The following is a 25767-nucleotide window of genomic DNA, read 5'->3' as shown; positions in this document are numbered from 1 at the left end:
TGGGGTGATTTTTTAATTTTTATAGTAATGACCGAGATTTGAGTCTAAGCAAAATCTCACTAAAGCTCATACTTAGGAATGCATTTTTATTTTAGACGCTTTTAACTCAATCGACTAGTAATTTGATTAGTTTTCTTAGCTATCTAGCAACTAAACGAAAAAGAGCCTAGTTAGAGACTCTTTTATTTAAACCAGCCCTCCCAGAAGGCCTGTCCTTTATTTTTCATCCTTTATTTTCAATTTTCCGTGGACGCAGGCCAAAGCTCCGCCAGGAACAGTAAATAGATATAGCTGATGATTTCTCTCAGGAAGAAAGACACGCTCTATCTACCTTTCTGTATCACCTCGTCGATAGCCTTAAGAATGGAATCTTTCGATTCATAGGGAACATCCAAAGAGATCTCCCAGGTAAAAACACCTGCATATCCGTTATCTCTGGCGTAGCGGGTCTTTTCCTTTATCAGAGGAACACCGCTGTAGTGATTGACCTTTCCTGAAGACGGTTCCTTCCATGTATTCTTTCTGGAATCAGCCCCCTGCTCAATCATGGTGCGATAAGCAGTACCACCTTCGCTGCCGTGCTTGCGGGCATCGAGTGCACCATAGAGTGGAAGACCAAGTAGAATCCTGGATTTCGGCACGGAAGATTTGGAGTGAAACGACTGCAGGATATCTCCCATCTGCTTCACCGACCAGCTGTTGGTAGTGCTGTAGTAGCACTGAATATTTACGTAATCCGCATACTCCTTTGTCATCCTCGCTTTGACGATGTAATGCCCGTAGGTGCCGACCGAGATCGCTATCTTTCTGGAGGGTCTGAACTCCTTCGACAGTCGTTTGAGAATTCGCGTGTAGTCATCGTTGTCAATATGCTCACCTTCCCAGTCGACATCAATACCTTGGAAGAGGTAGGTCCTGCACAAAGAGTGAAGATCCTTGATAAACACATCCTGTTTTTCTGGGTCTTTCGCGATATTGTCAAGGGTACCCAATCCAAGCCAGAGTTCGGTTTTTATACCCTTAGCACTCTTGAGCTTGGCCAGCTGCGCGACATATTCCTTACTCGGTTTAAGGTGTCCTTCCTTATCCGGGACAAGCTTAAAGTAGTAGAGTATGCTGACATTTTTAATAGCCTTCTTATCAATCGCTTTTTCCGCGAGCCTATTCCAAACGTAGTATTCCACGTGTTTAAACTTCTCTTTGGCACTGCAGATGCCACAGATAAGCAAAAGCCCCATTCTCAGGAAAACTCTGATTTGCTGTTTCATATTCTTATTTGCCCCTTTTAAGATTTTGTGTGATGAACTGAAAAAGCATACTGCACTTGAGAGCGAAATAAACGTTCCAAGAAGGCCTGTTCTCTATTTTTATTTATTTTTTAACCCTTTTAAAACGAAAAAAGAGCCTAGCTAGAGACTCTTTCAAATCAGCCCTGGTTAGAAGGTTTGTCCATTAATGGTCCCTTTATTTATCTCTCGCAGAAAGTCTGTCCTTTGGATTTTATGTTTTTTGCTTTTGTCTCTATTGTGTTTTATAGTCTCTGTACTGTGGTAAGGAGATAGTTATGGCTCACAATCGCGTTAAGGAATCTTGTTCGGATCAAGCAGTTTATTATTTAGTAACTAATCGTGTTGCTGGTGGTCGCATGTTAATCAAAGATCAGGAAAAACTGAAGCTTAAAGAATTACTTTTTGCGGGATGCGCAAGATTCAGTTATCAAGTAATTGATTATGTCTTTATGGATAATCATTTTCATTTATTGATTAAAATTCCAGCTACTGCTGAAATGAGTAAGGTAGAATTGTTAGAGCGTTATCGTCTTCATAAACAGAATGATGAGATTAATTTTATTAGCTCAATACAAAGAAATGATTTCAGGGAAAAGATCCACGATATTTCATTTATTATTGGAAACTTTGAACAGAGATTCGTTCAATGGTTCAACAAAGAGCACAGCTCTTGGGGGCGCTTGTTTGGACAACGATTTGATTCGGAAATGATTGAGGTTTCAGCTCAATCGGATTCTTTACTTCGGGTCATGGCTTATATATCTTTGAATCCAGTACGAGCTGGAATTGTTTTAGATCCAAAAGACTTTCATTTCTGTGGATATTCAGATCGTTTGGCAGGAGGAGATGTTGGAAAATTAGATCACGAGTTCTTTGATGTGTTTTGTCGTGGAATTGAAGCTCATGTCACTAGAGATAAGCAAAAGCATTTTAGAGAGGTTTTGAGGGCTTATATGCTCGGCTTACGGTGTTATAAGAATGCCGATTCAAAAACTGTAAAGGAATATCTGCTAACAGAATCTAGTTCGCTTCCGGAGGCTCTCCAGTGGGATGATCTTTTTATTCACAAATGCAGGTTCTTCACCAAATGCCTGGTCATTGGTTCGGAAGCGTTTGTTCGGGAGAAGTTGGCTAAGTTCTCAGGCAAGATGAAATGGAAGAGAATTCATGAGCCTTACACTGAGGCTGAATGGAATGATATTTATTCTCTCAAGCCTCGACGACGGAGAGCCTCCGTTGGCTGAATGCATCTCATCAACTTTTAGTAGACAACCTTCAATATATCCGCCTGTGTGGCAGCACTGATTTACAACCGTCTTGAGTTCTTCGTTTTTATTTTAGGCGCATTAGTACTCAATCGACTAGTAATTTGATTAGTTTTCTTAGCTCTCTAGCAACTAAACGAAAAAGTGGATTTTAGCATTCACTTTGACACTCTTAAAACGAAAAAATCGCCAAGGTTTGAGGCTATTTAAACCATTTTAAACCAGCTCTCGTAGAAGGCCTGTCCTCTATTTTCTGCCATTTTAAACCAGCTCTCGTAGAAGGCCTGTCCTCTATTTTCTGGTCCTCTATTTTCTGTCTAGCAGCTAAAAGAAAAAGTGGATTTTAGCATTTATTTTGAACCTCTTAAAATGAAAAAAGAGCCTAGGTTTGAGGCGCGTTCAAATCAACTCTCCAAGAAGGCCTGTCCTCTATTTTTTATTTTATTATCCAAGAAGGCCTGTCCTCTATTTTTTACTCTATTTTTTATTGAATTAATACTCTTTACCTACTCGGAATCAAACCGAGATCTCTGCATTCACAGTGTCTTTTCAAATTAGACGACAGGTCCGTAGGTAAAGTATAGATATTTAGGTTATTTTCAAATTATTTATTTACCAATTTGGGAATCCATTATTTATAATTTTTGAAATAGACATTACTAGTATATCGTACATGTAGTAGTCGCCAATTTTGACTTTTCTTTCTTTACTATTATTTCTTGGGGCTTTAGGGACTTTTCCGGAGTGTACAGCCACAGAAGTTTGAGCGTAAATCCGTTTAAATTTTTGTTTTACTTTACTAGATTCAAATTGGTTTAAAAGAACTGTAGCCCTCTGGGCAATTACTGCTTCTTTCTTTTCTTTGGGAGCATTAAAACAGTTTTCTAAAGCGACCCTGAAAAATATAGCATGTTCATAGTTACCGTTCACCCTTTTTATACAAATCTTAGATTTGTTTAAATACATAAGTGCAACCTCAATACAAACTTTTTCCTCAGGAGTTCTCTTCGTAAACTCCTTTATGTTTTCATTTATGTTTGTCAAATCAGTTACTTCTAACCTTTGTCTTATACCATAGTTTAAAATGTTAGGAACACTCCATGTACAATAATCAGACGCCGCTAAAATTTCTACACCAATAGTGCCTCTAAGGTTTAAAGAGATTATTTCGGAAGTAAAAACTCCTTGTTCAAATAATTCAGCCGTGTAATTTTCTTTTTCAACTGATTTATATAAAACATAAGAATCATTATTTCTAATAATATTCTGAACCTCATTTGAGATAGCCTTATCGGGTAAATCATTCAATTTAGATATTGTGAAGCCATTGAAAAAGGTGAAAGAATTGTCAATTGACACTCCATTTACGAAAATTATCATGGTCTTTATGTTATGAGGCTTTATATGCATTGGATTTATTATTTTAAGTTAGCCTAACAATTATAATTGGTAGCGAGCTCATGTGAACTGCTGTGTTTTAGGGTCCGTACTTAAACTTAGTGAAGAAATGTGTTTTCTGACCTTGTTGATGAGTACTGAACTAATGATGTTATTGGGTAAAACATGATCCGCGTGAAAACTTATCTGAGAAAAAAAAACGCAGTGATTTATATATGATAATTGACCTCCAGTTCCATATCTTGATGATCTTTAAAGTAATATGATGAGCTTTTCTTTACAATATTATTTGAAGGGAATTCGCCCTAGAATAAGATGAAATAACACAATTTCTCATGATTATGAAAAGGCATGTTCTTAAGTCCCGTTCCATTAGGATTCTACGTCTGGCAGACGAGCTGCGCAAAAATGTTCCTAAAAACCCTGCCAGTCCTGGACCAGGCAATACTAACTTTAACAGAGACTTAAATTCGACGGAATAGGGTGCTTAAAATGATACTGATTAAAGCGAAGAGGGCAAAGATATTAAGAGCACTTTCTTGAGTTTGGATGGCTTCGCGTTTTTCTGTGAATGATTGATCATTAAGGGGTGTGAGTTTATCAAAGATATCCGCTTTATTGGAGGCGAGTAAATATTCTTTTGGGTAGGCGGATATTTGACTGAGGGTTTTGATGCGATTATTAGTCTGATCATGGAGGCGAATGGTGTAGTTTTCATCTTTGGGTTTAGCAAAATAACTTTGGTAAGTACCGAAGCCAGTTTGTTGAATCGTAAGGGGCTGAACTTTGCCATTGTTATCCATGAGGGTGGCTTCCCATGAGATGTGATTTTCGGGAGTGCCATTTTCATTACTACGATAAATTTGTAAGTTCATTTCTTTGTCACTAGCCAGGAGTTCACTCGTGAAGCCCTGAGCTGATTTGTTGCGAACAATGGAGCGAATTACTTGCGCCCAAAATTTACCAAAGTTATTCCATTCAAGCCATTCACCTGCCCAGAGCTCAGTGGTATCCGAAGTGAAGGCAACTGATTGGCCTAAGCCATAGCGACCTGAGGCGAGCAAGGGATCACCGTTTTCGGTAAGCAGCTGGATTTGCGCACTCGCTTTTAGCTTGGTCATGACATAACCAAGCAAAAGCGGAGTTTCGTCGATATTGATACCCTGCAGGTAATCCGAGTCATTGATTTTTATGGGTATAAAGGGCTCTTCTTTGATGGCGGAGCGAGAAGCTTCCATGGTTTCTTTGGTGAAGATGCGTGGCATTTCTTCGGCATTATTGGTGACGTAAGCACGACCATTGCCAATTTGAGCAATGGCCGCCATTAAATCTACTGCGGCCCCCTGACCTAATGAGACCGTGGAGACCGTGACGCCCATTTCGGAGAGTTCAGAAGTGACACCCTCGAAATCGCCACCTTGGCTTTGGCCATCACTTAAGACAATCATGTGTTTGATTTTGGAACTGGCAAGGCCGAGCATATCTCTGCCCATGGCCATTGCGGGATAAAGGTTAGTGCCGCCACCAGCGCCAATGCCGTCAATTTGTGAGAGGACGTCGCCTTTATTGGCGGCGGAAGTTAAATCTGAAACGAGTTTGGCATTGCCATCAAATGCGATGACCGCAACTTGATCGCGGGAAGAGAGCAGTTCCACCGCAGCTTTTGAGGCTTCACGGGCTAAAGCAATAGGAGCGCCGCCCATGCTGCCGGATTTATCGATGATGAGCATTAAAGCTAAAGAGGGTTGCTCTTTTTCTTTTTCATAACGAGAAGTGACGGGTAAAACTTCCTCAATGGGAGTTTTGTAATATCCGCCGAGGCCAAAACTATTTTCTGAACCGGTCATAATTAAGCCACCACCAAATTCAGTGACGTATTTACGGACGTTATCCATTTGACGAGAACTTAAACTTGTGGCTTCGATATTGGCAAACATGATGGCGTCGAATTCATTGAGATCTTGAAGAGAGGCAGGGAGACCGTATTTACCGCGAACATCCATGGAAACACCTTGCTTAGCAAGAGCTTTTTTGAGTTCCCGTAATTTACTTGGAGTCTTATGCAGTGCGAGAACTTTGGCTTCTCCTTGCATGATGAGTGAGCAACGAGCGATATTATTAATCGGGAAGTAATCCTTGGGTGCGGCGATTTCGGCTTCCCAAATGCCACTCGTGGTTTCGTTACTTGTGACCTGAAAATTGATTTGCTTTTCTTTATCTTTCTCAAGCGCAATATCGACAGTATGAACAATCACACCCTGAGAAATGAATTTCACTTGTGCTTTGGTGCTATAATTACTCAGCACGGTAGCGCTCATTCTCACCACTTCACCACGATAGGAAATGGGTGTACTGGTCTTAAGTGAAACGACTGAAATTTCGGGGCGTTGGATTTTTTGTAAGTCGGAAAAGCTAATCTCGATTTGTTCATCTTTCAGACTCGCAATAGATGAGAGCACTTTATCGCCGGTGGAGACACCATCTGAAAAGAGCAAGAGTTTTTTGATTTTATTGGCGGGATAGACCATTTTGACGACTTCGAGTGCTGAACCAATAGAGGATTGACTTCTGAATTCATCATCAGCAAATTTAGTGCTCCAGTCATTGAGTGTCTTGCTCAAATTACTAGGACTTATTTTTTTGACGCCATTGGCAAACATGTAGAGTGAATAAGAATCATTGGCTTTTAGGACTGCGATATTCTTTTCGATGGAAGCAAGAGCTTTTTTGGCATCCTCTAAATCAATTGATTGTGAGACATCTACTAAGTAAACCACGTGGAGATCTTTTGAAGAACTCGAAAAATAAGGGTGACAGAGGGCTAAGATCACAGAAATGATGGCTAAGATCCGAAAGCTATTAGCCGCGAAGCGTTTTTTAAGCGGGCGGGTCACTAAGCTAGTATAAATAAAATAGGCTAAAGGAATTAAGAGTGCTAGCCAGAGCAGGGGAGTGTAAGTGGTGAGAGTCATTATCCGAGCTTCCTTCTGTGGTAGAGCATAGCTTCACTGCAAATGAGTACGAGTGCGAGAATCATGAGGGCGTCACTTATGGGGAAGCTGGAATCAATGGCTTTCACCGTTGATTGACTCAGTGTATTAAAAATACGTGATTCAAATTTGTTGTTTAAAGAGACGGCAATTTGTTCTTCTTTCTTATCTGAAGTGATGGAGTAGAAGCCGGCCTCATTGAGTTTGGCGAGGTTATTGATTGTATCTTTGGGACCTTTGGGACCGATGAGCTTTTGCGGACTAGAAATATTTAGGATTTCTCCCGTTAAGTAATTAGATTTTTTAAGCGTATCACGGCCAATCAAATCATAGGAGAGTGAATAAATCATAACGGGGAAATAGATATTGAAGTAGAGCTGTGCTTTGGCAGGATCCATGTTGATGACAAAGGCGGTGGTATTATCGACCGTAGTTTTATAGAGCAAGGGAGTGTGGTCGGTACTTTCAACAAGAATAATTGAATTTTCGGGAGCGGAGATTTTCTGGGCACCTTCAAAATCTAGCGTATCTAAAGGACAAAATTTGATGGCGGGGTGATCAGCTAAAAGCACTCTTGGTGTGGCCGATTCTAGTGGACTGGCGTCTCCTTCCCAAAAGGGGGACTTACCCTTGGGCGCAAAAATTATTTTATTGACGCCGGTATTCTTGCCATTGGAAGAAATGATAATCTCGGGGGATTGATTAACGGCTTTCATAACTTGTCCGGCACTATGGAATGAGTCAACGCAACGTTGGAAAAAGGCTTCATTTTTATCGAGGTCTAATTGAATGCGCACCGGTGAAGGTGGATCGACTTGAGCGTAGGCAATATTATCTGATGCTAGGGAATCACTAACAAGAAGTTTGAGAAACCAAGCGCCATAACGCGAATCTTTGAGGTAGAGAACCTTAGCGGCATTAAGTCCTGGTTCGATAGTGATAGGGATGATTTTCACGATTTGGTCGGCTTCACCTTGAGCAAGGTGAAGTTCCAGCTCTTGTCTTTGTTCATAGCTACTAAAGACTTGAAAAAAGATGCCTAATTGATTTTGTTTTCCAGGGATGGGCCTGATATCGAAAGCCGTAATACCAATATTCGAAGTTTTAGAGCCAATTTTCAAGAGCTCAAGCTCAGCTGTTTCTTGGTAGCCCTGAAAGCAGCTGTCTGAAATAAAGATAAAACGCGAATTTGGAATGATGCCTTTATTTTTTGTAATGGCACTGAGTTCTTGAGATTTTAAGGGAGCCTGACTTTGAGCAATGCCATCGATCCCCTTTAATAAACTGCGGCGATTGCTAGTGGAGTCCACATTGATTTGTAAAGAGTCGGAGATTGAGGTGATGAGTGCCGTCTGTGAGCTGGAAAGACTCTTGACGATATTTTCGGCACGTGCTTTAGCGAGATCTAAGCGTGACTTACCTTCTTCAAGATTTGCCATACTGGCACTATTATCAATAATGATGACGAGGTTTTGTGTTTGGTCATCCCAATTGATAGTGGGTTTTGCCATGGCTAAAATGATCGCGGCAAAGGCCAAGAGCAGAATCAAAAGACTGATGAGGTCACGCAGATTCTTGAATAAACCATTTTGTTTTTTTTCTTCAAAAATTTGATTCCATAAAAAAAGCGCCGAAGTCGATTTCTTTTGTGGACGTACTTTGAAAAAATAGAGAGCAATAAGCGGAAAGATAGATAAAAATGCCCAGAGAGCTGCGGGATTCGCAAAGGTCATGCGACAAGGCCTCCACGACGTAAGATACTTTGAATGACAGTTTCAAAAGAAGTTTCCGTAGTCGTTTGAATAAGGCCGATGCCTGCTTTGGCACAATCGTGCTTGAGCGTTTCATTCCATTGGGCCATGAGTTGATTATATTTTGCCGCTTCAGCAGGACTCACAGTGACTTTTTTTAAGGCTTTTGACTCGACGCATTCGAGCTCTAAATCACCTCGTAAATCACAGTTGACTTCGCTGGGGTCAAGGACTTGAATACAGAAGACATCATTTTTTGCCCAACGTAGTAAATCGAGAGCTTTTTTATAACCTTCTTCCACTAAGAAATCTGAAATGACAACACATACCGCGGGACGTTTTTTCTGTGCCTGTAAAGTTTTGATTGAAGTCAAAAACTTTGTATCCTGGCCGAATAAAGTCGAATTTTCAAGGCTATTCAACATCGGGAAGATTTTGCTTTTTCCATGGCTTGGCTTGAGGATGGTTTGCAGTGAATCGGCAATGCCGTAGACTGTGAGACGATCGGTATTGCTGAGGGTTATGTAGGAGAGTGCCGCAGCAAGCTGCTTGGCGTAAAGTTGTTTCGAAGCCATCGAGTGACTGAGGTCAAGAAGAATGTTAATTTGTACGTCTTCTTCAACTTCAAATAATTTAATCACGAGTTGCTCTAAGCGCGCGGCAATATTCCAATCAATATTACGCAAGTCATCGCCTTGTGTGTACTCTTGATAATCGGCAAAAGTTGTACCACTGCCCTTTTTATTACTTTTGCGATCGGCTTTGAGTTCTCCATTGAGAACTTTACGAGCCAAAAGCGCGAGCATTTCGAGGCGTTTAATGAATTGTGGGTCAGTTAAGAGCATCAGATTAATTGAGTAATTGAATGATGTCTTTAATAATTTTCTCAGTAGTAATACCTTCGGCTTCACCTTCGAAACTGAGTAACATACGGTGCCTCATTGCGGGGATCGCAACGGCGTTGATGTCTTCCTTGGCGACGTGATAACGCCCGGAGATGAGTGCGTGAATACGAGCCGCTAATAAAATAGCTTGCGCGGCACGGGGAGAAACACCGTAGCGGATATACTGTTTGACGACCTTTGGAGACTCGTCCTTTTCTGGATGAGTTGAAATGGCGAGCTTAATTAAGTAGTTTTTGATGTCCTCGGCAATGGGAACTTGGCAGGCGGTTTTACCCATCTCAATGATGCGTGCACCGTCGGTAATTGCGTTAATCTCTGGTTGTGTGAGTCCCGTGGTACGATCGAGGATTTCGGAGAACTCCTGATGATTGGGCATTTCGACATTTAACTTAAAAAAGAAACGGTCTAATTGAGCTTCAGGGAGAGGATAGGTGCCATCCATTTCGAGAGGGTTTTGCGTGGCCAAAACAAAATAAGGTTTATCAAGAATATGAGTTTTATTAGCGACGGTCACGGTTTTTTCTTGCATGGTTTCAAGAAGTGCCGATTGAGTCTTGGGTGTGGCACGATTGATTTCATCGGCTAATAAGATATTGGTGAAAATAGGGCCCTTTTGGAATTCGAATACTTTTTCGCCATTGCGCTCCACGAGGATATTGGTCCCGAGAATATCGGCAGGCAAAAGATCTGGAGTGAACTGAATGCGTTTGGAGTCCAAATGAAGGACTTTTGAGATGGTATTGACTAAAGCGGTCTTGCCCAAGCCTGGAACACCTTCCAACAGCACGTGACCACCAGCAATGATTGAAATGAGAACGTGATTGACTACCTCATCTTGACCGACAATAAACTTGCCAATTTCCTCTTTTAATGAGCTGAAGGTTGTTCTGAATGCTTGGACTTCTTTTTCTACCGCTTCGTTTTCAAATGTAACTGACATGTGATCTCCTAATCTTTGTGAATTCGTTTAAAGTATTCTTTGACGCCGGACTTCATGGCTTCGGGTATATTTTCTTGTTCAATAAAGGATTCCATTTGGCGCTTGTATTCGATCTGTTTATTGGAAGGGTCAGTGGTTCGAGAAATGCCTGTTCCACTACTGGCTTGTTCTATTTGAGTTAAAGAACTGCCTTCTCCCTGTTGCCCTTTTAGTTGAGTATCGTAAGCGGTATCAATCGTTTGTGTGGTGGTGTTTTTTGAGTCCTGACTTCCTGCACCCACGCCTTTCGCCATTTGCATGCCTTGCATTTGTGACATGCCATTCATTTTGGCTTGTGACATGGCTAAGGCTTCTTGCATTTTGTCGAGTTTTGCCATAAAGAGATTCTTCGTTTCATTTTCGTCTAATTTATCGCAAAGACTAAGTACAGCTTTTTTCATATCTCCACTACATTCTTTCGCTTCACCCATATTGCACTGCTTGGGATTTTTACAGATATTATCCGATAGCTTTTTACTGAGCTCAGCCATTTTACTAATATCCATCTTCATTGTGCTATTATTAGCCTTGAGATTTTTGGCGGCCTCTTGCATCTTTTGACTCATGTTTTTCATTTCATTCGCTAATTTCTGAGCTTCTTTCGAGGCTTGATTTTGTTCGCTCTTTTTAAGTGCATCTTGAAGCGCCTTCATTTTATCTTTGAGTTCTTTGGCGGCATCCTTGTATTGCTTATTAGCGAACATCTTGCCCATTTTGTTTGTGGCGCGATTTTTCTCGAGTTCACGAGAGATTTCATCGAGAAGTTTTTTATCATTTTTGGTATTCATTTTATCCCCGAGCGAGGAGATCTCTTTTTCTAATTTTGCGTATTGGCGCAAAGCGTCGAGTTTATTCTCAGTGGATTCAATATTCTTGAGGACTTGCTTGATCTTGGTAGATTTAAAGAGTTTCCGTTCTTCTTCAGTCATGCTTTCTTGCAGTTCTTCGATAGTTTCTTCAAGATCTTTTTTGTTTTGAGTACTGGTTTCTAAAGTGCTTTGTGCCAAGAGTTTTTGTGCTTTGATTTCATCTGAGTCATCAAATGAACAAAGGACTAAAGTGGTGATGATTAAGAGTAATGAAGCAATTATTTTTTTGGCTGAAAAACGTACGGGAATAGCGGCTATTTTTTGACCTTGGCAAAGCTGACTGGTTTGCTGGAGCTGGAGCTGATGAAATTGTTTTTGAGTGTCGTCAGTGGCTTCACGAGAGAGGAAATCCAAATGGGAGCTTAAAGCATTGCGCAAATCAAAGAATGAATCCGCATAATCAGCCGCTTCTTTTTTAGTAGGCTTCTTTAATACACTAAAAATAATATAGCCTAGAGCAATAAGGACTGTAGGCAAGAGCAGTAGCTTGGTCTCAACTTTATAACCCTGGGAGACAAAGTAGAGGGCGATTAATAAGTTGATGATACATAAGCCGAGTAGACTAGGGCCGAGCAAGGTCGCAAAGCGGGCTTTCAGGAGCCTTGCTTTTACTTGATCAATAAAGTGATTTATTTCATTCATAGATTCACCCTAATTTGTGATTTTTAGACGTTTTTTAACTTTGTCAATTTCTTTTAAACGCTTCTTGAACATAAGTTTACATGCGGGGGATTCAAGAACTTTTATCTGTGTGGCTTTTAAGTTTTCTTGGCTAATAGCCTCAGACCACTTTGGCAGGGAATTCAGGATTTTGTAGAGTTCGTATTCAGTAAAACGTTTTTGGTATTTCTTCGGCATTTTCTTAATCCAGTTTTGGGCATCTACGGGTGTATTGTTAATAATGTTTTTAACTGACATAAGCTGTATTAAGGAAGTGAAGTGGTAGGGGTGGTCATTGGATTTGAATAGGGCATTAGCCAGTTGCTTTACTTGTGTATGTCCCTCTTGAGCGGAAAATTTCATATTTCCTGAACAGATCTCTTTAACTAGCATGGTTGAGATCTCTTGTAAGAAGGAATGACAGGAGTTTTTCAATTGACGGTTGCTATTGGCCAAGTTGTTAATATCTTCGATTTTTTGTATAGCGATAGCGCTTTTTTTAGTATCAATGAGATTTTGAATATAGAGTGAATAGCCAACGCGGTAGTGGTGATTTTGTTGTTTGACAATTTCTTCTAGACTTAAGGTCTTTAAATAGTCGATCACGTCATCTTTTGCCAGTTCACGGCCCTTAGTTCGCAGCATCAATAGGAGTGCAATAGTTTGTTTTATTTTAGGCTGAGTAAATTGAGTTTTACTGAATTCTACTGCGACTTGGTCTAGAGTGTTGCCTGTACCTTGGGTATGGTTGTAGCGGTAAAAGGAGAAGTCTTTGTATATGAGTCTTGATTCGTTGTAGTAGATGGCTTTCGCGAGCAGTTTGAGCTCTGGGGACGGAAGCATTTCAATACTGGCAATAAAGTCTGGATCGCGCTCTTTACTTGGTTTGAAAGCATTTGTGAGATGCTTGAAAAGCTTGATTTTCTGCCAGTTGGTAGAAAAGAGTTCGGCAAATTCTTGATGCTTACCGTTATAGATTAAGGATAAATAAGTCTCCTTGAAACTGAGGATATCTTCGGAATTTTCATAAGGTTTATTCAGTAGGATTTTTATATCTCGCAGTAAAATCTCATTGATTTGACCTTGATCGGAACCCAAGTCGGGCTTGTTCACTTGGAGCGCCAATAAGTTATTTAAAGTTGTCTTGTGGCTAGTCGTAGATGTATAATGCATAGCAAGCAAAAGCAGCTCATGAAACGCTCTGTTTTGAACATGGCTTTCAGCAGTACTCTGCTTAAATAGGGGTGTGATACTGTCGATGATGATGGGGCATTGTGTAAAGCTTGAGTAATTATTGTAGAAAGCTGTTAAGCGTTCGTTTACAGGTGTTTTTGCATTGGCAAAATAGTTCTGGTAGTACTTGATAAAAGCAGGGGGACATTGTGCCGCTTTTGCATTAATGGCTTTTTGGTAAATCAGGTTAATTTCTAATTCTTGTAAGTAATCAGCTTTGTTCTCTAGCGTCGCGAGGTAGGCGATATTCTTGTCGAGTAGATTTTTATTGAGTGACTGAATGAAGCTACGCATGCTTTTCGCAGATAGGTTCTCACAATTTGTGAGCGATTTATACGCGGTATTAATGGTGACTTCAAAGGGGTCAATATCAGCTTTCTTACTATTTTCTTTATAAAGGCCTTTGAGCAGCTGCCAAAGTTTATATGACTGCTTTGCTTTCACCAACTGAGTCGCAAGCTCAGGGGGATACGCTTGGAGGTCCTTGAATTTCTTAATGCTATTAACGAGTTGCGATGAAATGTCTTCTTTTGCTTTCTTTCTGCTTATCTCGGTAGTGAAAATGATCTCTAGGTGAGGGCTGGTGAGGTAGGAGCTTTTGGCTTTGATAATTTCAGTATTCTGAGCGGGGATTTTTTCGTCATAGATTTTAGTATAAAACTTAAGTGCATCACGAAGATTAGAGCTGCGCGAGTTTGAGAAAAACTCTTCTGGGAGGCTCTTTAACCAAGTATTGGTAGCTTCGCTACCTTCATAGTGATTCATGATGATATACGTCACCGAAAATAAGTCAGCTATATTATTGGAGTTTTCGGCGAGTGGAACCAGTTTCTGCCCTAAAAGCATGAGTTGTTTTGCCTGAGTTTCAAAATCTTCTGAACTTGATTTACTATCAATAAATTGGTCATAAGCTCCGGAAAAAGATCTGACTAGGTTGAGTGCTTTGTAGGCATAATCATCATCTAATCGGGCTTCTTTAATTTTTTTGCTAATGGTATCCAGGTCGGCACTACTTAGCTTGCTGATTTGAGTCATTATGTAATTCACATAAGACTCATTTTTATTGTGATCATCAGAGTAGATGATGGGTAGGGGATCGATGGAATCAAAAAGTTCTGCATTATGTTTTTTGATCAAAACTTTCGTTTGATTATTTTTATTAAAGGCTTCAATGAGAACTTTTCGGAGGGCTTTGTTTTGAGGGTTTTCTTTTTCAAATTCTTTAACAAGCTCTAGCTGAGTTTTACTATTTCGTGAAGCGAAAGCGGAGAAAACTTTTGTTGTGTAGATACGTTCTTTGTCAGCTAGGGCCGAATAAAACTTCGGGAGTTTTTCATCAATTTTAAACTTGCGTAATTGATCCCAGAAATTGTTAGGTGAATCCATCGAGTGCAGATTAGATTTAGCGAGACTTACTGCCTCTTCGATACGGTCGTTGAGGATCAGGATCCATAAAGTTTCGAAGCGATCCTTTAATCTGAGAGCGGATTTATTAAGATAAATTTTTGCCTTGCTATCTTCATCAAGTCTATAAAGGGTGTCTAGGAACGCGAAGAGTGATGCATTAAAGGAATTTTGGTGAGTATTAAAGGAATCGGGATCTTGTTTTAATTTCATCTCGCTTAGAGTGACGACTTGTTTAGCTGCTTTTTTCCAAGCATCATCCTTTTCGGTGATGACAAAAATGTGTTCCAGTAAGGGTTGATGATAATAGTCATACTCAGAATTCTTAGTTTTTGAGCCAGAATCACAAAGTTGATAAAATAGTTGATTGAGTTCTTTAGTTTGTGGGGCCTCATTAAAGAAGGAAGTGAAGATTTTATTAATCGCTTTGAATCTGGTATTAAGGGCAATTTTTTCATCTTTTAAGTAATCTGAATAAAAAGTAATCAATTCATTTGGGACAGGAGTCTTACGATTTTTCTTCAGTAGGATAAGATAATCACAAAGTAAGCGGAGCTCGGTGTTCTGCTTATGAAGTTCATTACTTTTTAAGTAGCTGAGTATTTTTTGGAGCTCCGCGCTAGAGGAATTCCTGAGTGTACGATCGAAGAGCTTCGCATAAGGAGTTTCAAGGTTCTGTATAAGTTCGGTATTATTGAGTATCTCGCTTAATGCGAGATAATTAGCTTCTGCTTTTGTTTTGCTATCACTACGGTAGGCATTGCACAAGTCATTTATTGTCTGAGAATAGATTTGATCGAGAGTATTGTGAATATTGGAGCGCTTGCGTTGACTAAATTTCACGACTGGAATAATGGATGTTAAAAAGCTTAATTTTTTGATGCTATAGCTATTTTCATTACGGATTTCATTAAATAATTGCTCAGAGAATGAGTTGCCGCCATGGGACTGTGAATTACTACGCAGCTGAAATTTTCGTAATTGCTTTAAGCTATGATCCCAGAGTATTTTGGCTTTGTTGATATCCTTGTTGATAAATTGACTGATGATATTGCCCGCCTCATTTGTGTAAGCGTAGGAATCATCACCTACTTTTAGTTCGAGAAAATTGGTGTAGGTATCGCCTGAATTTGAGGAAGTGAACTTAGTTTGGTATTCACGAAAAGAGCCTTTGATATTATTCATATTGTTTTTAAAGGGGTATTGCTTCATGATTTGATCGAGTGACGCTAAAATGCCCGCTTGTTGTGACTTGGGCAAGGCTTTGATAGCGGCTAATTGATTATCAAGGAAGGCATAGATTTTTTGTGGTGACTGATGCTCAAGTAGGTGAGTCATATACTGAATACCAAAAGTCTGCTTGGGCTCTTTTTTTAACTTTGCGAGGTAGGTTTTTTTCAAAGAACTATTGTTTTTCGTCTTATAGATAAACTCTTTGAATAGAGAACTCGCATCGCGTGATTTGGGTAGTTCAATGCTATCAAAGTTTGCGAGGTCCGCAAAGAATGGAGTGAGTTTTAAATCATCATAAATATCATTACCCTTGCCAAAAATATTTCGAAGTGAGTAGGAGATATTAGAGTTTTTAAAAAGAATACTTTCTTGACTGAGCTGATGCTGGCTGAGTTGTTTGAGCAAAGTAATGGTATTACTTAAATCTGAGTTGAGGCATTCAGCAAAGATAAGCTGCATAGAAGATCCGAGCCAGTTATTGATCGGTGAATGCCTATTTGTATCATTTTGCTTAGGGAGTTTTTTGATTTTAGTCGCGTAAATGAGGCAGATTTTGTCAAAGAAATCATTGAGCTCATCATTGTCTTTTTTAATGAGTACTCGTGTCCAGGAAGCTAAGTAGTTTGGATTATTTCCGTAGATCACATTAGAATTGATATCATTTTCAAATTGACTTATAATGAGAGCAGATAAGGAGTGACTAATAGCTCGACTTTGATGAGCCTGAATCAGCATTTCACTCGCTTTCAGCTGATTATTGCTTTTGTTGTCTTTGATGAAAATTTCGGCAGTTGCTATGAATTTGTCATCAGTACACTCGTAAAGGATTTTTGTTTTTTTGATTTTCTCGCGAATGATATTGCCGATGAAATTAAGTGAGTCAATAAAAGCTTTTTCTTTCTCCAGTAAATTATTCGAGAGCACATGATTAAGATAGACTTGTTCTGCTGATTTAGCTTGGATCTGCAAATTATTGACATAGAAGCTTTGAGAGTGGTTTTGGTAGTGTTGACCTTGGCTGGACGTTTTTAAAACTTGTTTAGCTAAGTCATAACTATTTTCTGTTTTGAGCCTACCTTTACTGATTAAGTATTCTAAGCGACCAAAAGCATAGTTTGAAACATTTGGGAATTTGAGTGAGACCTTACAGAGATCTACGTAAGTTTTTTCACGCTTGGCTAAAATGATTTTGGCTTTTTCTTTGTTTCTGGAACGGCCAATGCTTTGCTGGGGATCAAAAAGGTGGGGTAGTTGAACTTCACTCGAATGAAGGTTATTTTCAAGTTGGCTCAAAATATTATTTATCCAATATTGATCTTGATTCGGAGAAACTTTGGCCTCTTTCAAAATATCGACAATGATTGGATAGATATCATAAAGACTGAGATTGCTACGCATATTATTGATGATTGAGCTAATGACAGGCCCCACAAAATTGATGTTGCTCCCCGTGGCTTTAAGCAGGTGAGCTTTTGCACTGGCGGCATCTGAATCAGCAATTAGAAATGCCAGCCTGAGGCTGGCAGCTTTGTTATCCTCATTTTTTTCTAATACGGCTTTGTAGTCGACGATAGCCAGATCTTTTTGTTTCAAGAGTTCGTGAGCGAGGGCACGTTCTAGGAGTATACGTGCAAAGGTATCTTCGCTTTCGGGTGTTAAAGCTTGAGTGAATTTGTCATTGAGACGTTTCTCTAAAATGAAGCGCATGAGGTTTTTGAGATGCCAAGAACTATTGCCCATTCGTTGTGCATTGATATTGAGTTCACTCTTAGCCAGCTTTCTATATTCCCTGATGGCGAGTTCTAAAGCTTTCTCAGTCTCATCTTTCTTGAAGAGCTCACGGACTTTCTGTGTGGGGTCCGTATTTCTATTGCTTGAAGAAAAAGATGTTCTGCTCGTGGTGTTGGTACGGCTGACGACTTTATCGATTTCTTTGTCTAATTTTTCAGCTAAGTCCTTATAGCCTAAGTTTTCCAGTGATGAAGCCAGTTGGCCTTTCTCTTGGACACTTAAACGCAGGGCAATGAGCTTTTCGGCAGCCATTTTAACTTCCGTCTGCAGAGATTTATCTTCACTAAGTTCGATGTAATAAATGAGTGAGCCATTTAATTTTTTGTGCTCACTTTTTTTCGAACATAATTTTCGTGCTTGGATAAGGGTAGTGACAGTTTCTTTTAGCTTATCATTTTTGCCGTACCAGGCGGCAATCATGAAGGTCGTTTCGAGAGTTTTTTGTTCTTTGAGGATGGTGTTAATTATTTCGCTGGCATTCTCTAGGTCTTCACAATAGTCAGCAATGAATAAACGCACGAGAGGATCGTTGATCTTGGGAAGTTGCTTTGATAAAAGTTCTTTATCAATCGGTTGATTCTGATTGTAATAGCTTTGGTCATTAAAGAGTTGGATGACAAAAGCAGGGATAGTTTTAATATTCTTGGGGGGGAATTTAATAGCGGTGATTAAAGTGGATTGATTATTGCGACCATAAGAATGTCCATAAGAAAGAAAATTTCTTGCTTGAACTTTGCTCGTCTTTTGAAGTTCAGTCTCATGGTTCACTATAGTCGTGATAGTTGCATAATCTTTCATTTTAATGAGGGCGAGGATGATTTGGAAAGGGCCCCATGGATTAGCTTTTTTATCCTGCTTTAGGTAAGTGCTTAGGAGCAGTTTCTTTAATTGAGCTATTTGTTCATCTGCGAGTGATTCATTCATCATTAAGCCAGCGATGCGGTTACTACTTAATTTGGCAGGGTCTCGCGTAAGTAATGTAGTGACTGCAAATTGTAGTTGCTTATCGTCGATTTCAACTTTGCGCCTAGCCGCATTAACAATCATATTGACGGCGAGTAGGGGATGGGCATTTTTCACGTAATCGAAGTGTTCGATAAACTCTTCTTTTGTGCGACTCTGCATACTCAAGTTGTAGGCATAGAGTGCTTCTACCGTTTTATCTCCTTTATAGCTTTCAATGAATGACTTCCAAATTTCGATTTGGTTGCGTTGACGACTCCTTTGGTTAAATACTGAAAGTTTTAGTTTGGCATATTTGACTCCCGCATCATCAAGCTTTTGTGCTAAGTCATTTTGCTCGTCAGGATTGAGAGACATATAAATTGTGGAGAGGTGGGGAAGAATGAATTTTTCTATATCTTCATATTTTTGTGGCATGGGGAAAGATGCCTGTGAACCATAAGCCATCATCGAAGTGTGCCTACCACGATTATTTCTATAAGAGTAGGCACTATGAATCGTATTGCTATTTATGATGAGTTTGATGGCCTCTTGAGGGAGGTATTCCCCAAGCTCTTTATAGTAGTAGGAAGTATTTTGACTATAGGGAGATGGATTTGTAGATGTTTTTTTCTTTGGAATACTGAGTTCCTTACTGCCATTTAAAACATTGATATAAGCTAAGGCTGTCTCTTGATTTATACCTTGTTCTTCAAGGGCAATAGCGTAGAGAAAAGCAATGCGGTAATCCTCGGGGTGCTTGAGTAAGTAAGGACGGAGGAAAGCTATAGTTTTCTCTGAGTGCGATTTAATTAAGGACATGGTCGTGGCAATGATCTCTTCGACGGGCATATCTTTTCCTCCGGCATTTTCAATGATTTGTTCGAAGGCAAGGTCTTCTTCTCCATTGCGCATATAGAATTGAATAAGCAAGGCATTGGATTTTTTCGTTTTATCTAAGCTAATGACTTTTTTCAGGGTCTCTAAGGCGCGGTCGTATTGGCCTTCTTCTTCCTCGATACGGGCAATTTCTTTGAGCAAGCCAATATCATTCGGTTTAATTTCGGTGGCTTTAATTAAAAACTTACGTCTATCTTCGTAAACGCCTGAATAACGATTGAGTTCGGCAAGTGCGAGAGGAGGGAAGATGCTTTTTGGGTTATTTTCTAGACGATTTTGTAGCTTGGTCGAAAGTTCTTCCGTACTATCATCATTTTGTGAGAGTTGGATGATAGATCGTACAAGAGCCAGTTTTTCAGAAAGATCTTCGCTTTTGTTCGCCATGCGCCAGTAGACACTTTTGGCATCTTTTATTTTTCCGGCATAAGTAAGGTCTTGTGCTAGAACTCGAGGGAGGGTTTTGTTATCGGCGAATTTAAACATGGCTTTTTTCAAGACTTCAACCGATTTTTCATAATCCATCTTACTGCGATGGATGGCCGCTTCTTGAATATATGGTGAGGTTGAGCTAGCAGAGGTTTTTTTCCAAATCGCAATCCACTTGAGGGCTTCTGCCGTTTTATCTGCTCGAAGAGATAAGTCGACTAAATCTTTAATGCGCGTGGCTTTGTGCCTTGCAGAAAGTTTACTTATTTGAGTAAGGGTGTGGATGGCTTGATCCCACTTTTTATTCTTCTTGTAGAGGTAGAGCAACTGTTCAAGCAGAAGTTCTTGTCCTGGATCTTGTTTGAGTTGAGTTTCAATCAGATCGAAAGATGCATCAATTTCACCCATTTGGTCATAAATCGTGGAAAGTAAAATGAGGTCTTTATTGTTAGCGGATGATTTGTTTTCTAAATCTTCTTGGAGCTTAGCTAATTGCTGTTCTTTCTTAGCAGTGAAAATGATATTGTTCGTGGCTTTGCTAAGTTCGCTAATAGTACTTGCCGATTGGAGCATGAGCGCAGAGGCTTTTTTTGCCACTTCGACTTCTTTGAGTGCATTTGCGCTACTAAAGAGCAAGTCATTGTATTTGTAACTACTTTCAAAATTCTTGTGCTGCGCCAGTAAGATTTTGTAGGAATTAGCTTGTTCTTTTAAAGTATTAAGAGTGCTGATTAAACGTTGGATTTCGGCGATGTTTTTTGTTGCCCCTAGAGCTATATACTCTTTTATGGCTTCGTCTTTTTTACCCAATTCATAGAGGTTGAGTGCGTTGAGAGTTTTTCCTTCACGACTCTCGGGAAATTTAGTGATCAATTGTTGATAGATTTTGTCGGCTTCGTTTTTCAAATCAAAACTTCTCAAAAGGTTAGCTGATCTCATGTAGGAGTATTCTGAAGACTTATCTTTTTTGATGTAGGCCAAAAATGAGGCTAGGCACTGCTTATTATCTTTGAGTTCTTTGTAGAGCTTCGCCTGATTGATGTAGAGCTCTTGATCATCGGGGTATTGTGTGATGAGTGCATTGAGAAGCTCAAGGGCCTCTTTGTATTTTTTTGCCTTGCTGAGTTGAGCTGCGTAAGTTTCTTTGTTCTCTTTACTTGTGGGAGTGAGTTTGACGATCTGTAGGTAAGCCTGGAGAGACTTGTCTTTTTCGCCGAGTTCGAAGAGTAGTCCTGCCTGACGTTTCAGTATCTCGATATTATTTTTCTTGGTTTTGATAATTTTGCCAAAATATTCCGCGAGTCCGTGAAGGTTATCTTCTGAGCGAAACACTTGTTCGATTTGAGACAAAATTTCTTTTTCTAACCACGAGCCCGTGCCGATGCTATCAAGCGTTGCGGTATATTTTTTCAGGGCTTCATTTTTATTTCCCTGAATTCTGTAAATATCTCCCAAGCGTAAAGTGAGGGTGATTTTTTTATGCTTATCTTTAGTCTCTTCTAATAAGCTAGTAATTTGTGTGCGAGCTTCGCTAAATAAACCTTCATCAATCATGAGTTCAACGATTTCTTCTAAGAGGTCTTCATCGCCAGTTTTAGTCGCCATCTCCGTCCAAACTTTTAAACCTTCTACCTTTTTTTCATCACGAATATAGATTTTTCCCAGAAGCTTGTTGATTTGGATCGTGAATTTTTCATTAGTCGAGAGCGCACTAGCCTTTTTTAGGTCGGCAATCGCTTTATCAAATTCAAGCGTACCCACTTGGAGTTTGGCTCGGCGAAAAAGTAGTGAGGCAGAACTTTGAGTTGATATGATCTCGTTATAGATATCTAAGGCTGCGTCATTATTGCCTTCGGCTTCTAGGTAGTAAGCTTTAATTTGCTTGTAGATGGGCAGTTTACTTTCTTCAAATTTTTCATTTAAGAATTCTTCGAGGTCCACACTCGTAGCATTTTCTAGCCAAGAACTATAGAATTTATCGAATAAGTAATCCGAGCTAGGCCGCTTAATGAGTATTGATAGGTACTTATCAGTTTTGCTCGAAACTTCAGCTTGAGCAATCGTGCCCATAAATAAGGCTATAAATAAAGTGCGTAGTGTAAATTTGATATCCATTTTAACTCCCATTAAATGTTATGTCTCCAAAAATCGTGGAGTGAGCCTAGCTTAATTTTTTAGCTTTTACCAATGAAGGATTGTAATAATTGTGTAAAGCTTGTGTGAAATTTATTGTTTAAGTCAGCGTGGGCTTTGGCTTCAGTTCGAGCTACGGTTATTAGCTATCTTCAGCGGGAAGCTTAATTTCTTTTAGAGTAGACGATTTTTTCTTAGAATGAAGAGAAGATAGATAAAAACGATGACTAGCCTCAGAGGAATTGGGCGAAAAATTGCACTCATTCGATTTCAGTCAGTAGCTTTAAAAGAAAAGTTTTTTATTTTTTACGATGAGTTAGATGATGCCGTCGATTTATGGTCTGGTGCTTCGCACACGAGGGAGCTCTGCCCCTCGAGCTCCCTGCAAGGACCTGCCGGCCCTTAACTCGGCGGATTGAGTACTTCGTACTAAAATGATTAATCGTAACTTTTTTTGCAAAAGCTTGTAATAAAGCTCGAAGTTCTTCGTCTTAGCTTTAGATAAACAGGAAAAATTGATGAGTGATAATGAATATGGTACATGCTGAAGAAATAGAAGTCTTGATGACTCAGCTAGAGCGAGGACTCGTGGCATATGGCTTTTCTCTGTGCAGCGATTTAGAGCAAGCACGTGATGCGGCCCAGTGCGCCTTTATAAAATATGTGCAGTTTTGTTCTCAGGCAGATAAGAAAGTCGAAAATCCAAAAGCTTGGCTTTTTCGAGTCGTGTATAACTCGATTATGGATGATTTACGCAAAAACAAACTCAAACAAAAATATGCAGATGAAGTCATAGCAAGTCAATCATTACACGATCCGCACAGCCCCTCAAGAGAGTTGGAAATGAAGACCATGAAAGAAAATCTAAAAGAAGAAGTGAAGAAATTAAACGAACTAGAACAGCGAGTTTTTCAGTTGCGCGTTTACCGCGAATATAGCTATCAAGTCATTGCGGAAGAAATGGATATAAAAGTGAGTCATGTCGGGGTGATCTTACATAGGAGCTTAAGAAAACTTTCGGGACAACTAAAATCAGAAATGAGCGAGGTGCTCAGATGAAAAAAGATAAATTAAATTGTGAAGAAATCTCTGCTTTATTACCAGCTTTGTGCTTTTGTGAACTCGAAAATGCAGAGCAAGATGAAACCCATGATCACTTGGCGGATTGCGATCAATGCATGGAAGAATACTTATCCCTAGCTTTAGCCTTGGAGAAATCCAAGCAAAGTTTTGATGAAGCAGACTTGAGCTTAAATAAAAATCAACGAAGTGAAATTCGCAAAGTAGCCTGGGCCGCAGAACTCAAAATTGAAAATAATGACTTTGCGCAAAACGCAAAAGAAGAAGTTGCCGTAAAAGCTAAAAAAATACATAAACAAGCTAAATCAGAGGAAGAGATTTTAGAAAAGAAAAGAAGCTTTTCTTGGGGCGCTCTCGTAGCACTTTTTGCAACAGCCTTTGTCATGGCCTCGCTACTACTACCTAGTTTAGGCACAGCGCGCAAAGATGTAGTGACACAAGTGAGTATGAGGCAAGTGAAGGTGGCTCCAAAAATGGAAGAATCGGTGGAAGAACCAGCTTATGAAAGCAATTATCAAAGTCTTCATGCGGATAGGTTTGAAGCTAAAAAAAGTAAGAAAAAAAATCAGTTTCATTCGCCATCACCACCGCCAGCACCGGCTTTGATGACTGAGGGTGATATGATTTTAGAAGAACAGATATTTAGTAGTGAAGTAGAGGATCTTTTAGTAGAAATAGAGGCAGTTTCAGATGAACCACCAGCCGCGGAAATGATTTCAAATATTAAGCCATCGACCTCCCCATTACGTTCTTCAAAAGTGTTTTCTGCGAGAAGTAGTAAAGCAAAAGAATTTGCTTTAGGCGAAGAAGATAATGATATTTTCAGTGATGAAATACCTGTGATTAGTTCTCGGGATAAGGGGAGCAAGGATGATCGAGCTAAGCGTGAGGCAAGTGTCGGAAGAGATGTCGGGACAAGTGAAGCGCGTTTCAATCGGCCTTCGACTTTGGCTTCGAATGAAAAAAAGAATCAAGATCAAAGTATTATGCTCAATAAACTCGAGCTTCAGGACGCGAGTTTGGATGAGCCCTTAATGGAGCTTAAAGAAATCTCAAAAGATTTGGATGATGGAAATATAAGGCGTTCATCAGCGCACGCACTTGAGCGCCAAAGAGCTTTGCAGAAGCAAAGTTCCGCCTTGCCTAATGTATCTTTGCCAGCACCGATCTTTTTTGAAGGTATGATCGATAGTAAAGAGACGAACTTGAGTACCTTTGCCATTGATGTGGATACGGCGAGTTATACCGCGGCACGAGCGGAGATCTATGCAGGAAAAAAAGTGCCGCCCAAGCAGATTCGCTTAGAAGAATTTATCAATCACTTTGATTATCATTATACCTTGCCAAAAACGGATGCGTTTAGTATTGAGAGTGAACTTTTGGAACACAAAGTGTATCAAGGGATTAATATTCTACGTGTCGGAGTTCAGGGCCAGCGCATTGGTGCTGACGCTAAGAAATCAGGTTCTTATACTTTTGTGATAGATAATAGTGGCTCAATGGCTGCGGAAGATCGTTTGCCACTCATTCAAAAAACCCTGCCGAAAATGTTTAAGGCCATGAATGCGAATGATGAAGTGACGATTTTGACTTGTGAGGATGGCGTTGTGAATCTAGCGAATCAAGTGAAAGCGCATGAGCATGATAAATTAGAAGCTATTATCAAAAGTGTTGAGGCAGGTGCAGTTGCCAACTTGAGCCAAGGGATCACACAAGCCTATAAATTAGCGGCGAAAAACTTTCGCTCTGGCGCGGTCAATAGAGTGATTTTACTTTCTGATGGCATTGCTAGTATGGGGCAAGAAGAAGCCCAAGAAATATTAAAAACTGTGGATGTCTATCGTCGCCAGGGGATCGGCAATACGGTAATCGGCGTGGGTGCGAAAGACTTTAATGACGACTTTTTAGAAACGCTGGCGAATAAGGGTGATGGAGCTTATTACTTTGCCGATAGTAAAGCAGAAATGCAGCGAATTTTAGTCGATAATTTTGATGCCTCATTCAAAACAATTGCCCGAGATGTGAAAATCCAGCTTGAGTTCAATCCTAGCATGGTGCGTTCCTACCGTTTATTGGGATACGAAAAAAGACGATTGGCGAATAAAGATTTTCGCAATGATAAAGTCGATGCAGGTGAAGTGGGTGCAGGGCAAAGTGTTACCGCTTTATATGAGTTAGTGCTTGAGGAAAATTCTGAGCCAATCAATAAATTAGGGACAATCAATTTGCGCTATAAGCAATTGGAAAATGAATTAGTTACTGAGATTAAGCAAGACGTAAAAATTGGTGCGAGAAAAAGTTTTGCACAAAGCCATGTTTCGACACGCTTAGCTTGGTGTGCAGCGAGTTTTGCACGCTTATTAAAAAATAATGGCAAGGGTGAAATCACCTTTGATCAACTGGGTGCTGAAGTAGAGAAACTTCGTCAGGCACGTCCCTACGACAAAAAAATTCAGGAACTTAAAGATTTAATCATACGCAGTCAATCCTTGTATTAGGACTGCGGAAAATTCAAAATG

Annotated in this window: 11 protein-coding genes; 3 read left to right on the top strand and 8 right to left on the bottom strand. The window is 39.9% G+C overall.

Annotation, left to right across the window (positions count from 1 at the left end; translation table 11 throughout):
* Positions 1-323: 323 nt before the first annotated feature.
* Positions 324-1268 (bottom strand): glycoside hydrolase family 18 protein, encoded by a 945-nt coding sequence (locus tag PQO03_RS19240; RefSeq protein ID WP_274152674.1) that lies wholly within the window; start codon positions 1266-1268, stop codon positions 324-326.
* Between the two features lie 296 nt (positions 1269-1564).
* Between PQO03_RS19240 and PQO03_RS19235 the strand changes: the two genes are divergently transcribed.
* On the top strand, positions 1565-2533 hold the full coding sequence (locus PQO03_RS19235) for a transposase (protein ID WP_274152672.1): 969 nt from the start codon (positions 1565-1567) through the stop codon (positions 2531-2533).
* Between the two features lie 633 nt (positions 2534-3166).
* Here PQO03_RS19235 and PQO03_RS19230 read toward each other — a convergent pair.
* From PQO03_RS19230 to PQO03_RS19200, 7 genes are all read right to left on the bottom strand, one after another.
* The gene (locus PQO03_RS19230; protein WP_274152671.1) at positions 3167-3862 is read right to left on the bottom strand and encodes a hypothetical protein; all 696 of its coding nucleotides are present in this window, start codon (positions 3860-3862) and stop codon (positions 3167-3169) included.
* 554 nt (positions 3863-4416) lie between these two features.
* Positions 4417-6924: a VWA domain-containing protein gene (locus tag PQO03_RS19225; protein WP_274152669.1), complete on the bottom strand. Its 2508-nt coding sequence runs from the start codon at positions 6922-6924 to the stop codon at positions 4417-4419.
* A complete protein-coding gene (locus PQO03_RS19220; protein ID WP_274152668.1) occupies positions 6924-8675 on the bottom strand; it encodes a vWA domain-containing protein in 1752 nt (583 codons plus the stop codon). Before PQO03_RS19220 ends, PQO03_RS19225 begins: the two co-directional genes overlap by 1 nt.
* Entirely contained in the window at positions 8672-9538 is an 867-nt protein-coding gene (locus PQO03_RS19215) for a DUF58 domain-containing protein (protein ID WP_274152666.1), read from the bottom strand. The genes PQO03_RS19220 and PQO03_RS19215 overlap by 4 nt, the downstream gene beginning before the upstream one ends.
* 4 nt (positions 9539-9542) lie before the next feature.
* The gene (locus tag PQO03_RS19210) at positions 9543-10538 is read right to left on the bottom strand and encodes an AAA family ATPase (RefSeq protein ID WP_274152665.1); all 996 of its coding nucleotides are present in this window, start codon (positions 10536-10538) and stop codon (positions 9543-9545) included.
* A gap of 8 nt (positions 10539-10546) precedes the next feature.
* The gene (locus PQO03_RS19205) at positions 10547-12088 is read right to left on the bottom strand and encodes a hypothetical protein (protein ID WP_274152663.1); all 1542 of its coding nucleotides are present in this window, start codon (positions 12086-12088) and stop codon (positions 10547-10549) included.
* A gap of 9 nt (positions 12089-12097) precedes the next feature.
* A complete protein-coding gene (locus PQO03_RS19200; protein ID WP_274152662.1) occupies positions 12098-22150 on the bottom strand; it encodes a tetratricopeptide repeat protein in 10053 nt (3350 codons plus the stop codon).
* Positions 22151-22696: 546 nt separating this feature from the next.
* On the opposite strand from PQO03_RS19200, the gene PQO03_RS19195 reads away from it, so the two are divergent.
* Together PQO03_RS19195 and PQO03_RS19190 are read left to right on the top strand one after the other, a co-directional pair.
* On the top strand, positions 22697-23227 hold the full coding sequence (locus PQO03_RS19195; protein ID WP_274152660.1) for an RNA polymerase sigma factor: 531 nt from the start codon (positions 22697-22699) through the stop codon (positions 23225-23227).
* Positions 23224-25746, top strand: a complete 2523-nt coding sequence (locus PQO03_RS19190) for a YfbK domain-containing protein (protein WP_274152658.1) — start codon at positions 23224-23226, stop codon at positions 25744-25746. Before PQO03_RS19195 ends, PQO03_RS19190 begins: the two co-directional genes overlap by 4 nt.
* Positions 25747-25767 lie beyond the last annotated feature (21 nt).

The sequence above is a fragment of the Lentisphaera profundi genome (assembly GCF_028728065.1).
Lineage (GTDB): Bacteria > Verrucomicrobiota > Lentisphaeria > Lentisphaerales > Lentisphaeraceae > Lentisphaera > Lentisphaera profundi.
The sequence above is the reverse complement of the archived record's forward strand: the minus strand, read 5'-3'. Positions and strand labels throughout refer to the sequence as shown.